This is a genomic window from Xenorhabdus sp. PB62.4, from assembly GCF_014467285.1.
Classification (GTDB): domain Bacteria; phylum Pseudomonadota; class Gammaproteobacteria; order Enterobacterales; family Enterobacteriaceae; genus Xenorhabdus.
Genome location: NZ_NKHR01000009.1, coordinates 17,865 through 30,703, shown reverse-complemented (window position 1 = coordinate 30,703; position 12,839 = coordinate 17,865). Strand labels below are relative to the sequence as shown.

Here is a 12,839-nt window from a genome sequence, read left to right as displayed (position 1 = left end):
TTCGAGGACAATAACCTGCCAAACCTTGACGAAATTGTTGTCGGTCATTATAAATACATACGTATTTAATTAAAAGGGGGAGGAATGGGACGACGCAAGAAAATTGATCGAGAAGCTTTGTTGGATGCAGCAGAGCAAATTGTTACAACACACGGCGCTGCGGCTCTTACCATTGATGCACTGGCAAAGGCCGTCGGTATTACTAAAGGTGGGGTGCAATACAGTTTTAGTACAAAGGATAATCTTATTGATGCGATGTTTGAGCGTTGGGGAGCGAGTTATGATGAACAATTCCATGAAATGGCAGGCGATCATCCTCAACCGTTAACCGCAGTGCATGCACACATTGAGGCGACTATGCGATCTGATGAAGCCTCGACGGCAAAAGCCGCTGGATTACTGGCAGCGTTACAACAAACGCCTGAGCATCTCAAATCAACCCAAATTTGGTATCGCGAACGCCTTGCGGGTTTGGATACGACGACTGAAGAAGGCCGTCAGGCACGTTTAGCCTTTTTAGCGACAGAGGGCGCTTTTGTCCTACGTTTCTTCGGCTTAATGGATATCGGAGAAGATGAATGGAAAGATATCTTCAATGATATTCTTGCTTCTCTGCCATCCAAAGTTTCTTCTGAAAACTCAGTATCTGACAAAGATTAATAATCTGTTTCATCAAACTTTAAATACATAAGGGCCTACTTGGGTAGGCTCTAACGCATTGTATTGTTTTCTTTTGGGATAAGTTAAAGAAAAATCATAACGAATAAAATATCGCCATCTAATTAATCTCCTCAAGAATCATAATGTTACTTAACTTGTTGATTAGTCATGCCGCAAACGTTTTCTTTTTTCCTCGTTTCAGGGTAACGATTTATATATGTTTCCTGTAGGATAAGTCGAAAACTTCGTTTTTTTGGGAAACAACATTACATGAGCACAATAACTTCTGGCTCTGCGAATCGTCAGGGCTTGCTTCAGCGAGTGTTTAAATTAGAGGAACATGGCACGACAGTTCGTACTGAAATGATCGCCGGGCTGACGACTTTCTTGACCATGGTTTATATCGTCTTTGTGAACCCACAAATTTTGGCCGTGGCCGGGATGGATATTAAGGCGGTATTCGTCACTACCTGCTTAATTGCCGCAGTTGGCAGCATTATGATGGGGTTGATGGCGAACTTACCCGTTGCTGTTGCTCCCGCGATGGGGCTGAACGCATTTTTTGCCTTTGTCGTGGTTGGCGCGATGGGGATTTCATGGCAGGTTGCAATGGGCGCGATTTTCTGGGGTGCAGTGGGATTGTTGATTTTAACTATCTTCCGTGTGCGTTACTGGATGATCGCCAATATTCCATTAAGCCTGCGAGTGGGAATTACCAGTGGGATTGGCCTTTTTATTGCAATGATGGGGCTGAAAAATGCGGGCATTATCGTGCCAAATCCCGACACGATCGTTTCCATTGGCAATTTTGCTTCCCATAACGTCCTGTTGGGGACATTGGGCTTTTTCATCATCGCCATTTTAGCGGCACGTAATTTTCATGCCGCGGTGCTGGTTTCTATTGTCGTGACAACCGGCATCGGCTTTATGATGGGGCATGTCGAATATCATGGAATTTTTGACCTGCCACCCAGTGTGATGAGCGTGGTGGGTAACGTCGATGTGAAAGGGGCTTTAGATATCGCTTTAGCGGGCGTTATCTTCTCGTTTATGTTGGTTAACCTGTTTGACTCTTCCGGCACACTGATTGGTGTGACGGATAAAGCAGGCATTGCGGACAGCAGCGGCAAATTCCCGCGCATGAAACAAGCCTTATATGTGGACAGTATCAGTTCGGTAGCGGGTTCTTACATTGGAACTTCCTCGGTGACAGCCTATATTGAAAGCTCCTCTGGGGTTTCTGTTGGTGGTCGTACCGGCCTGACAGCGATTGTTGTCGGTATCTTATTCCTGCTGGTGATGTTTATCTCTCCATTAGCGAGTATGGTGCCTGCCTATGCCACAGCGGGAGCGTTGGTTTATGTCGGTGTTTTGATGACTTCCAGCCTGACACGGGTTAAATGGAATGACCTGACTGAATCCGTACCTGCATTTATTACCGCCGTGATGATGCCATTTAGTTTCTCTATTACTGAAGGCATCGCATTGGGTTTTATCGCCTACTGCGCCATGAAGTTAGGGACAGGTAAATGGCGTGAGATTAGCCCGTGCGTCATTGTTGTGACGCTACTGTTTGTCTTGAAAATGGTGTTTGTGGATGCACACTAAACACGATTGAGATGAAATCCCGTCATTAATACGGGATTTCTATTTAAAATACAATTATCCATCCTTACCACGGTGTCCATCATGCCCACCGTTACCACCTTCTCCTCCATTACCGTCTTTGCTATCATTTGAAACGAGGAGATAGTCATTATTATGGGAAATATGTTTCACTAGTGACGCTGTTGAAGCTGACGCTTCTGAAGTAGCTAATGATATTAGAATAAAAAAATAATAATTTTAGATTGTTCATAGTGCTTCAGCCCTCACTTCAAGAGTCACCATCTCCACCATCTCCGCCTTTACCACCATTACCGCCATCACTACCACCATTACCACCATCTCCGCCTTTACCGCCTCCTTTTGCACCGTTACCGCCATTACCGCCATTACCACCTGCTGCGCCATTACCACCGTTACCACCTGATTGCCCTGGAAGTTTTCCATTCCCACCGTTGCCTCCATTGGGGCAATCGCTATTAGGGATTCCGTTTTTGCCATTTTGACCAGGTCTTCCATTTAATCGATCACAATCAGTTACTTTTGTCATTTTTGTTTTTATAACGGGATCACTTTCAGACTTAGCATGTATTGATAAAAAAGGAAAACTTAGTATAGATGCAGCTATAACTATTTTATTTAGTTTCATTTTTGTTTCTCTCTATAAGATGTATCGTGATTTTTGGTATTTTTCCCATATCCGTTTCCACTGCCTTTCCATTTCCTGTTCCATTGCCACTTCCGTTGCTGCCAAGGCCGCCATTGGTATCACTTCCACTTTTATCATCCCTAATAAGTACATAAGGTAATGTTGTATTATTTTGTTGTAGCTCTAATGTTCATTTTGATAATTTTTTTAATGAGTTTTCTTTCTATGGAAGTTATTTTTAATAAATGGGGTTTAATGGTTTTAGATAATTTTCTGTGTGAAAAATTTCTTCACTTAATGATATTACACTGGCTTCTTTAAAATGTGTTAAATGAACTTTAAATGAATGTGCAACGATATTTAATGACAAGCTTTATTTATATTATTTGTTTTTTGAAAGTTTGCTTTATAAGTTTAATTTCTGTTTTTATCTTCTTAAATAAGAGTTTTTCGTTGAATTCTATTTACCTAGTTAGCAAAGTATGCTTGATGATATTTATATAGGATAAAAAATATGAATATGAAAAAACCAACTTTTATTTTGTTAGGTTCATTTGTATTAACCTTTTGTGTTAAACAACAAGCATCATTACCTGCTGAAAACACTGTCTAACATCGCCTGTAACACTTTATTTAATGTATACACTGTTACTCTTGATGTTTATTATTGGCATCTTCTCAAGGGAGGGGGGCTTGTTATGCTTTTTGGTCAGGCCAGACGAATACGTTTTATCGACAGGCTCGAGCCTGACATGAATATTGTCAGGCTGTTTTTGTTGGATGGTTATTGAATATTTTTCGGTGCGACAAAACCAATACAGACCGTTTGTGTTTCAGCGCTAGGTTGGGCCTGAAAAGAGAACTCTTCTTTATGGCTAATCGTCAAGGCAGGCCATTCCTGAAGAGTATGTTGGAAATCTTCTTCTTCACAGCTCTTGCCTCGTTCTCCTACCAATAATGCCCCCTGTTCTACGATATCGTTCTCTTTGATATGGCGGTTATAGATATTTGGCGGAGCACCCTTATTTAATTCCCAGGGCTGTATCGTTTTTGGGTGGTAGTGACTATAGAACGTTAGCCATTCATGCAGATATTCTCCGCCAACATAGCGCAAAGGTGTTGGGTACAGCTCATTCCAACGTTGATCAAGTTGGCTGGTAAACGTTTTTATCCCCACAAATTTTTGCCCGGCATTACGGACATTCGCCATCATTACACTGGCATAGCCAATCAAAACTAACACACCGAACACGGCCAATCCCCGTAACGTACCTTGCAGAGATTTGCGGGGATATACCGTTATTGATCCCACCAACAAGGCGGGGGCAACAACCATAAAAGGCTGTACCCACTCAGTCATGCGCCCGCCCTGATTGAAGGAGAACCAGCCATAAATAATCAGCAAAGGCAGCAGGATAACGATATTAACCAGCGCATTAGACTGCTGTTTGGGCCAGCCAATCCGGCCACCCAACAGGTAAATAATCACACTGACAATGATCAATGGATAGAACACAGAGAACATTGCGCGAGTGGTATGTAAATTGAATCCTTTCTGAATTTGGGAATCTACCCATTTAAATGCGGCAAAGTCGTTATGCAGCAGCCACCAGGCGTTCGGTAACACCAGCGCGAACCACAGCACAAGGGCGAGATAAAACAGCGGTTCCCGATAGTTGCGGCGCACTTTGGGTATGAACAGGGAGAGCAAAAAGACAGAACCGACGATGGCAAGTGAAGAATATTTCCCCATCGTTGCCAGCCCGGTGGTGAGCGCAAATGCCAGCCACCATTTGGGATGCTCGTCAATCGCGCGCAGGAAAAACAGCAGAGACCACGGCCAGAGCATGACCAAAAGGTAATTATCATTATAAGGAATGATATCGAAATTGATGATACCTGACAGGTTCAGCGTTAACATGGCAAGCCATGCCAGTACAATTTTTCCTGTTAGTCGAAAAGCGAGCTGCCAGACACCAAGCATACCAATGGCAATGGCAACAAAGTGGGTGAAATACCAATAAAAGCTGAGAGAGATATTGCTGATATGGATAGTCGGGAGCATTATGGCACCGACTAGCCACGGGTTTTTTGGAGAACCCCATTCCCCATTTATACCCCAGTTTAATGCTTCTACAGCGTCATAAGGAACGGTGGGATCGAGAGTATAAGTTACGATTACCCATAAAACAGCATAACCAGTGACCCAAAGATACAATGGCATGCGGTAAGAAGAAGTATCAAAAAAACGCATGGTGATTAATGACCATAATATTTGAGTTAAAACCTCCTAGAATATTAGCTGAACTTTAAACGATAAGTGAATGACATTGGATGTTATAGGTAGTTTCTGTTAGATTCCGCCGAAAATATCTTGATAAAAGCGAGTTGAGTCACAAGCTATGAGCCCGTTAAAGAAAAAATCACCAGCGAAACCTTCCGCTGGCAAGCAGAAAAAGAAAAGCCGTGCAGAGCTGAATGCTGAAGGGCGTGAACGTAAACGCGAGAAAAAGCGTCGCGGTAACCCTACTGGCAGCCGGAGTAACGGTAACGACAGAGATAAAAAACGTTCAGGCGGTAAGCAGGAAAAAGATCCGCGTATCGGCAGTAAAGTTCCCGTCCCTCTGGTCGTCGGTGAAAAAGCAACCACGGTGAAACCCGTAGTTAAACCGGTTGTGGAGAAACAGAAGCCACGCCTGTCACCGCAGGAAGAGCTGGAAATGTTGGAAAATGATGAGCGTTTGGATGACTTGTTGGCACGTCTTGAGCAGGGTGAAAAACTGTCTCAGGAAGACAATGCCTATGTTGACAACATACTCGACCGCATTGATACGTTAATGGAAGAACTGGGTATCAATCTGGAGAAAGACGACAGCGAAGAGGAACGGCAGGAAGATATCATGCAGTTGTTGAAGGGTAAATAATCCCTCCATCAATTGATTGTGATCATAAAAGGCGGGTTTATTCTGATAACCACAGTATTAATAACCACATTGTTAGTATGTTATTTATTGTGGTTATTGGGTAAACTATGGCAGCTATCGCGACGTAAACGTCGGTTGCGCAATATCATCATGGCCCGACATTTCAACTCCATGAAAAAGTTGTGCTTTGATGGGCGAAAACAGCGGAAGGAATAAGCATGTCAGAGCAAGCCATTGTTTGGGATCTGCCTTTGATCCAGAAATACAACTATTCAGGGCCTCGTTATACTTCATATCCAACAGCCCTGGAGTTTAACCAGCAGTACGATGATTCTGCTTTTTTTCAGGCTGCTGCCCGTTATCCTAATCGACCGCTTTCTCTCTATATTCATATCCCATTCTGCCATAAGCTGTGTTATTTCTGCGGCTGCAATAAGCTGGTCACTCGCCAAAAGCAAAAAGCAGATGACTATCTGAATGTACTGGAAAAAGAGATTACGTCACGGGCTGAATTATTTACCCAGCGGAAAGTCAGCCAGATGCACTGGGGCGGAGGTACGCCGACTTATCTGGATAAGGCGCAGATCAGCCGATTGATGTCGATATTGCGTAGCCATTTCCATTTTCTGCCCGATGCTGAGCTTTCCATTGAAATTGATCCGCGAGAAATTGAGCTTGATGTGATTGACCATCTGCACCATGAAGGTTTTAACCGCCTTAGCATGGGGGTGCAGGATTTTAATAAAGACGTACAGCGTTTGGTGAATCGCGAGCAGGATGAAGAATTTATTTTTGAACTGATCAGTCGAGCCCGTGAAATCGGTTTTACATCCACCAGCATTGATTTGATTTACGGCTTGCCGAAGCAAACTCCAGAGAGCTTTGCTTTCACATTGCAGCGCGTGTTGGCGTTGTCGCCTGATCGCCTGAGTGTATTCAACTACGCACATTTGCCAAATTTATTTGCGGCGCAGCGTAAGATCAAGGAACAGGACTTACCGACTGCGACTCAAAAGCTGGATATCTTGCAGGAAACGATTTCAACCCTGACAAATAACGGGTATCAATTTATTGGCATGGATCACTTTGCCCGCCCTGATGATGAATTGGCGATTGCCCAGCGAGAAGGTGTTTTGCACCGTAATTTTCAGGGCTACACTACGCAGGGAGAATGCGATTTACTTGGCATGGGCATCTCGGCTATCAGTATGTTGGGAGACAGCTATGCCCAGAACCAGAAAGATCTGAAAACCTACTATGCAGCGGTAGAAGCACAAGGGCACGCGTTATGGCGTGGTTTGATGCTGACGCCGGATGATTGCATTCGTCGTGATGTGATCAAAGCGCTGATTTGTAATTTCCGGCTGAACTTTGCGGAGATCGAGCAAAGTTATGGGCTGAATTTCGCTGATTACTTTGCCGAAGATCTGCAATTGTTAACCCCACTGGCGGAAGATGGTCTCGTTAAAGTGACGGAATCGCAGATTCAGGTATCCCCAAAAGGGCGCTTACTGATCCGTAATATTTGCATGTGTTTTGATAGTTACCTGCGTAACCAGATGCGTCAGCGGCAGTTTTCGCGGGTGATATGAATGACTATGCCACGATAATGATATCTGAATTAACTTTTGCCCAATGATTGGTTAAAATTAATACATACATTCAACGGCAAAGTATCGGGGATTATATGGGCACTGAAATGAAGCTGAATATTGCAGATCTACCCGAAAGATTGAGAACAGTCATCAGGCAAGGTCAGGCTGTTGTTATTAGAAATGGTGGTGAAGATACAGTTGATGTAAAGGCTTATCGTCGTTTTCGCGGAGGGCATGTTCCGAAGACAGTCACAAAACTTGAAAAGCTCAAGGTGGAGAGGCCTGTTGGTGTGCTTGTGAAATCTGAAAAACAATTGAGGCCAATCGGTGTCTTAGTTGGAAAATTCTCTGTGCCGACAGAAGAAGAGTTTGCCAGACATGATCGTGAAATCCTTGCCATGTTTGAAGGGAAAGAATAATAATCATGCGTTATTTATTGGATACTCATATCTTGCTCTGGTATCTGGCCGATCCTTCGAAACTTAAGAAAGAAGTCAATGAATTACTGAGGGATACTGATAATGAAATTTATTTTAGTGCCGTCAGTATTCAGGAAATTGCAATAAAAAGCAGATTGGATAGAAGCGATTATTCTTTTGAACCAGCCGTTATCGCAGATGTCGCACAAAATGATGTGGGTTTTTTACCACTGGTGGTAACGATAGAACACTCTCTTAGCTATTATGAATTACCAAAGGTAAAACACCGAGACCCTTTCGATCTTATGTTAGTTGCTCAGGCCAGATATGAAGGAATGATATTAGTAACAAATGATGAAGCGATATTAACTCAGTTTCTTGATCTTTCTGAATATCTACTCAGCAATAGATAGATAGTTGGTATTGCTGAATGAATCCTCTCTGTGAAACTGAGAAGAATATTCAATTTCCCGTTGTTTCATTGTTTATCAGATGCCCAGTTGATTAAATAGGCCATCAGCGACTTTCGCTTTATGGACATCAATGTTTTTTTCATTATTGGCAACGGTTTTGGCTGTCAGTTCATTCGGGATACGCTCATCGAATGGGAGAGTCTTTTCCTTGGCCACTTTGGTCAGGGTTATACGAACCAAGTCGGAAACAGTTAACCCCATGCTAGTCAGCACTTCTGTAGCCTCATTTTTCAAAGTTTCATTTATACGAGCACGAACAACAGCATTTGCAGCCATGTTAAATCTCCTTGCTTATAGCGTTGTGGATAGGTTAGGCATAACATAGCTGCCTATTTTACTCCAACCCCAACTCCTTCAACTTCCGCGTTATTGTATTTCTTCCCCAACCCAGTAAACGGGCGGCTTCCTGTTTATGGCCATTTGTATATTCCAGCGCGCAATTAAGCAAAGTGCGTTCCAGCAATGGCAGAGCATCGGAAAGAAGATCGGTTTTTCCCTCTTTTAACGCATGTTGCGCCCATGCTGCTAACAAATGCGACCAATTTTCAGGTGCGGCGGAGTGAGAAACAGGCGTATTTCCTGTTTGTTCTGTAGCTTGGTTCCCAATCAGATCAGCAGGCAAATCCTGTACCAACACTTCCTTACTGGCAGCCATGACGGTCAGCCAGCGGCAGACGTTTTCCAACTGACGCACATTTCCTGACCACGGCAGGCGCATCAAAGCAAGCTCAGTATTAGGATGCAGTACTTTAGCTTCAACACCCAGTTCTATTGCGGTTTGTTGCAGGAAATGGTGGGCCAGGCGAGGAATATCTTCTACTCTGTCCCGCAAGGGTGGCAACTGAACACGGATAACATTCAGTCGATGATAGAGATCTTCCCGAAACTTACCTTCCGCAACACGTTGTTCAAGATTCTGGTGAGTCGCCGCAATAATACGGACATCAACCTTCACGGGCGCATAACCGCCGACCCGATAGAATTGCCCCTCAGCCAAAACGCGCAATAAACGGGTTTGGATATCCAGTGGCATATCACCGATTTCATCCAAAAACAGCGAGCCGCCATTAGCTTGTTCAAAACGCCCGTGACGCACTTGATTAGCGCCTGTAAAAGCGCCTTTTTCATGACCAAACAGTTCAGATTCAATCAAATCTTTCGGGATCGCCGCCATATTTAGGGCAATAAACGGTGCAGAAGCGCGTGGGCTGTGGCGGTGCAGGGCATGGGCAACCAGCTCTTTTCCTGTGCCGGACTCCCCATTGATTAATACACTGATGGAAGAGCGGGAAAGCCGGCCGATAATCCGGTATACCTCCTGCATAGAGGGCGCTTCTCCGATTATATCTGAAACGGATGCCGCCACTTGCGGGTTGGCGGAGGATTGATGTTGTTCGCGATAGTGATTCAGCGCCCGCTCAACCAGCGCAACGGTTTCATCAATATCGAAGGGTTTTGGCAGATAATCGAATGCACCATGTTGATAGGCACTGACGGCGGCATCCAGATCAGAATGGGCGGTCATGATGATGACCGGAAGCTGTGGATGGCTCTGTTTTATCTGACTAAGCAGACTTAGCCCGTCGAGACCGGGCATGCGGATATCTGACAGAAGTACTTCAGGACAGTCCTGTGAGAGTGCAGCCAGCACAGTATCGGCATTTTCAAAACTGGTGCACGCCATCCCCGCGCCACTCAGCGCCCGTTCCAGTACCCAGCGGATAGAGCTATCGTCATCAACAACCCAGACTTTTCCTCGTTGCATTGTTACCCTCTGCTTCTTGAGCGGTTATTTCTTGATAGGCAGGTAAATGGAAAATTCCGTATGCCCCGGCCAACTGGTGAATTCGATTTTGCCAGCATGTTGGTCGATAAGATTACGGGCAATGGACAGCCCAAGTCCAGTGCCACCTTTATGCCCGCTGACCATAGGGTAAAACAGCGTATCCTGAATATTGGGCGAAACGCCAGGTCCGTCATCTTTAATATCAATTCTGGCAGCCAGACGGTAACGCTCACCCTGCAAGGTAATCTGGAATGCGGTTCGCGTTCTCAGTGTGATAGTACCCCCTTTGTCCCCCAGTGCCTGTAGCGCATTGCGGGTGATATTCAGTAACACCTGCTCAATTTGGTCAGGATAGTGAGCCAGTTCTGGCAGACTGGGATCATAATCTTTGATCAGCGTGACATTGGAGGGCATTTCCAGCGCAACCAATTGATAAACGCGCTCGACGACATGATGGATACTCTGACTGGTTTGAGCACCCGGATGCTGTGGCCCCAATAAGCGATCAACAAGGCCGCGTAGCCTGTCGGCTTGTTCAATAATCACTTGGGTATATTCCCGCAAGGCAGGATCGGGTAACGCCTTGGCAAGTAATTGTGCTGCTCCCCGCAGTCCTCCAAGGGGATTTTTTATTTCATGTGCCAGCCCCCGAACCAATTCCCGCGCAGCCGCCTGCTGTGCTTGTTGAATCTGCTCTTGACTTAAACGGCGTTGACTATCCATAGGCGCCAGTTCCAGCAGGATAAACTGTTCGGAAATTGGTTGGGCACTGAGCGACATCACATGAGAGTGATTGTTGATCACCAGAATGACTTCGTTATCGGTAAAACCATGTCCGTTGATCAAACTGGCACGCATCAATTCTGTATCCAGAGAAATATAGCTAAACAGAATGGGAAGCGGCGTACCAAATAATTTACGTGTACTTTGTGCCAAAAGCTGCATAGCGGAATGATTGGCATAGTGGATAATCAAATCATTATCCAGCACCAATACGCTGTTTATCAGTGAGTCGAGAATTTGTTCTGCTTTGGGTAAATCAGCCATTGTCATTCAATCTCTGCACGTTTTTGGTGCATTGTAGCTTATTTCAGCATAACTCAATGAGTTCCTCTGATCAGTATGTAAAAGGGCCCATCCTAAGACGGGCCAAAAGTTTCACGGCAACAAAAAAGGAACAACAGCCATGCCATCAAGCACGCTATAAAGCATTACACGCTGTAATACAGTTCAAACTCCAGAGGATGTGGAGTCATGCGAACGCGTTCAATTTCACCATTCAATAAGTTGATATAAGCATCAATTGAATCATCAGTGAAAACACCGGCGCGTGTCAGGAATTCGCGGTCTGCATCCAGAGCAGCCAGAGCTTCTTCCAGAGAAGAGGCCACCGTTGGGATCTCCTGCGCTTCTTCTGCTGGCAGGTCATACAAGTTCTTATCCATCGCATCACCCGGATGAATTTTGTTGATGATACCGTCCAGACCTGCCATCAACAGGGCAGAGAAGGCCAGATAAGGGTTAGCCGCAGGATCAGGGAAACGCACTTCAATACGGCGGGCTTTAGTACTGGACACAACCGGAATACGGATAGAAGCAGAACGGTTGCGGGCAGAATAAGCCAGCATGACCGGGGCTTCAAAACCGGGCACCAGACGCTTGTACGAGTTGGTTGTCGGGTTGGTAAAGGCATTCAATGCGCGGGCATGTTTGATGATACCGCCGATATAGTACAGGGCCATCTCGGACAAACCACCGTATTTGTCACCAGCAAACAGATTGGTGCCATTTTTGGACAGCGACATATGGCAGTGCATACCAGAGCCGTTATCTCCCACCAGCGGTTTTGGCATAAATGTTGCGGTCTTGCCAAATTTATGGGCCACATTATGTACCACATACTTATAAATCTGAGTCTCATCCGCTTTTTTGGTCATCGTATTAAAGCGGGTGGCAACTTCGTTTTGTCCGGCCGTCGCAACTTCATGGTGGTGAGCTTCAACCACCAGCCCCATTTTTTCCATTGTCAGACACATAGCTGAACGCAGATCTTGGGAAGAATCGACTGGTGGAACAGGGAAATAACCCCCTTTAATGCCGGGACGATGGCCTTTGTTACCGGCTTCATAATGTGTACCGCTGTTCCATGCTGCTTCGGTATCATCAATATGGTAATAAGAACCAGAGATGGAACTACCAAAACGGATATCATCGAACAGGAAAAATTCGGGTTCTGGCCCAAATAACACCGTATCTGCAATATCGCTTGCACGTAAGAAATCTTCCGCGCGTTTTGCAATAGAGCGAGGGTCGCGGTCATAACCTTGCATGGTGCCGGGTTCCAGAATATCGCAGCGCAGAATGAGGGTGGCATCATTAAAGAATGGGTCAAGCATTGCCGTACTTGGATCCGGCATTAACACCATGTCGGATTCATTGATGCCTTTCCAGCCACCAATAGATGAACCATCAAACATTTTGCCATCTTCAAAGAAATCCTCATCAACTTGGTGGGCAGGAATGGTGATGTGTTGTTCTTTACCTTTAGTATCAGTAAAACGTAAGTCAATAAACTTCACCTGATGTTCTTCAATCATGGACAAAACATGTTCAACGGACATACTAAGCTCTCCTGGTTTACGTCGGCTGGATAAAACGATGCAAGGAATGCAGTCTTATCTTGCAATTTCTATTGCAAAAAAAGAATGCGAAAAGCGTGCCAACTTTT

At 45.0% G+C, this 12,839-nt stretch carries 12 protein-coding genes; 6 read left to right on the top strand and 6 right to left on the bottom strand.

All coding sequences use genetic code 11. From position 1 onward, the window contains the following. Nucleotides 1-84 precede the first annotated feature (84 nt). A complete protein-coding gene (locus Xenpb_RS09820) occupies nucleotides 85-660 on the top strand; it encodes a TetR/AcrR family transcriptional regulator (RefSeq protein ID WP_187654157.1) in 576 nt (191 codons plus the stop codon). Nucleotides 661-930: 270 nt separating this feature from the next. Beyond that, entirely contained in the window at nucleotides 931-2,268 is a 1,338-nt protein-coding gene (locus tag Xenpb_RS09815) for an NCS2 family permease (RefSeq protein ID WP_187654156.1), read from the top strand. Nucleotides 2,269-2,536: 268 nt separating this feature from the next. On the opposite strand, the gene Xenpb_RS09810 is transcribed toward Xenpb_RS09815, so the two are convergent. After that, nucleotides 2,537-2,815 carry a hypothetical protein gene (locus tag Xenpb_RS09810; RefSeq protein WP_187654155.1) on the bottom strand — a complete coding sequence of 93 codons (279 nt, stop codon included), beginning with the start codon at nucleotides 2,813-2,815 and terminating at the stop codon, nucleotides 2,537-2,539. 883 nt (nucleotides 2,816-3,698) lie between these two features. Then, nucleotides 3,699-5,168, bottom strand: a complete 1,470-nt coding sequence (locus Xenpb_RS09805) for a glycosyltransferase family 39 protein (RefSeq protein ID WP_187654154.1) — start codon at nucleotides 5,166-5,168, stop codon at nucleotides 3,699-3,701. A gap of 148 nt (nucleotides 5,169-5,316) precedes the next feature. Between Xenpb_RS09805 and yihI the strand changes: the two genes are divergently transcribed. The 4 genes from yihI (at nucleotide 5,317) to Xenpb_RS09785 (ending at nucleotide 8,265) form a co-directional block, all read left to right on the top strand. Further along, nucleotides 5,317-5,838 carry a Der GTPase-activating protein YihI gene (gene yihI / locus Xenpb_RS09800; RefSeq protein ID WP_187654153.1) on the top strand — a complete coding sequence of 174 codons (522 nt, stop codon included), beginning with the start codon at nucleotides 5,317-5,319 and terminating at the stop codon, nucleotides 5,836-5,838. A 218-nt stretch (nucleotides 5,839-6,056) separates the two neighbouring features. Continuing rightward, on the top strand, nucleotides 6,057-7,430 hold the full coding sequence (gene hemN, locus Xenpb_RS09795; RefSeq protein ID WP_187654152.1) for an oxygen-independent coproporphyrinogen III oxidase: 1,374 nt from the start codon (nucleotides 6,057-6,059) through the stop codon (nucleotides 7,428-7,430). A gap of 95 nt (nucleotides 7,431-7,525) precedes the next feature. Further along, entirely contained in the window at nucleotides 7,526-7,852 is a 327-nt protein-coding gene (locus Xenpb_RS09790; protein WP_187654151.1) for a hypothetical protein, read from the top strand. A 5-nt stretch (nucleotides 7,853-7,857) separates the two neighbouring features. Next, a complete protein-coding gene (locus Xenpb_RS09785) occupies nucleotides 7,858-8,265 on the top strand; it encodes a type II toxin-antitoxin system VapC family toxin (protein WP_187654150.1) in 408 nt (135 codons plus the stop codon). Nucleotides 8,266-8,340: 75 nt separating this feature from the next. On the opposite strand, the gene Xenpb_RS09780 is transcribed toward Xenpb_RS09785, so the two are convergent. The 4 genes from Xenpb_RS09780 to glnA all read right to left on the bottom strand — a co-directional run bounded on the left by Xenpb_RS09780 (nucleotide 8,341) and on the right by glnA (nucleotide 12,732). Continuing rightward, nucleotides 8,341-8,601 carry a type II toxin-antitoxin system RelB/DinJ family antitoxin gene (locus tag Xenpb_RS09780; protein ID WP_187654149.1) on the bottom strand — a complete coding sequence of 87 codons (261 nt, stop codon included), beginning with the start codon at nucleotides 8,599-8,601 and terminating at the stop codon, nucleotides 8,341-8,343. A gap of 58 nt (nucleotides 8,602-8,659) precedes the next feature. Beyond that, nucleotides 8,660-10,090, bottom strand: a complete 1,431-nt coding sequence (glnG, locus tag Xenpb_RS09775) for a nitrogen regulation protein NR(I) (RefSeq protein WP_187654148.1) — start codon at nucleotides 10,088-10,090, stop codon at nucleotides 8,660-8,662. Nucleotides 10,091-10,114: 24 nt separating this feature from the next. Beyond that, the gene (gene glnL, locus Xenpb_RS09770; protein WP_187654147.1) at nucleotides 10,115-11,164 is read right to left on the bottom strand and encodes a nitrogen regulation protein NR(II); all 1,050 of its coding nucleotides are present in this window, start codon (nucleotides 11,162-11,164) and stop codon (nucleotides 10,115-10,117) included. 158 nt (nucleotides 11,165-11,322) lie between these two features. Next, entirely contained in the window at nucleotides 11,323-12,732 is a 1,410-nt protein-coding gene (gene glnA, locus Xenpb_RS09765) for a glutamate--ammonia ligase (protein ID WP_187654146.1), read from the bottom strand. Nucleotides 12,733-12,839: the final 107 nt, after the last annotated feature.